The sequence below is a fragment of the Adlercreutzia equolifaciens genome (assembly GCF_029076695.1).
Taxonomy (GTDB): domain Bacteria; phylum Actinomycetota; class Coriobacteriia; order Coriobacteriales; family Eggerthellaceae; genus Adlercreutzia; species Adlercreutzia equolifaciens_A.
The window spans coordinates 1-307 of record NZ_JARFIK010000321.1 but is presented as its reverse complement, the minus strand read 5'-3'; the positions used below and the strand labels follow the sequence as shown (position 1 = coordinate 307).

Genomic DNA, 307 nt, shown 5'->3' with positions numbered 1-307 from the left:
GTTGCCAACGTCGTTAAGGTTGGCGATACCGTTGATGGCACTGCGGCCACTGCAAACTCTTATACGATGGTGAAGGGCTATACCCTGACTTACGACACCGCCGATGCCCAGGGCAACAAGGGCGAGCAGGTGAATCAGGTTATCTACCCGGGCAAGTATCTGGCTGTTGTTACTGCCGTAGAGGGCCCCTACGCTGGCGGCGAGATCGCTCTTCCCTTTACCGTTACGCCTGCCACTTTTAACAACCTGACAGTGTACGAGGTTGATCCGGAGAACGCCACCAACTATGCGGATGAGGACTTTGTTT

1 protein-coding gene is annotated in these 307 nt (G+C 54.7%); it reads left to right on the top strand.

Annotated elements, in window-relative coordinates:
- The coding region (locus PZH32_RS12575; RefSeq protein WP_275208583.1) for a hypothetical protein at positions 1 to 307 on the top strand (307 nt) is incomplete at both ends.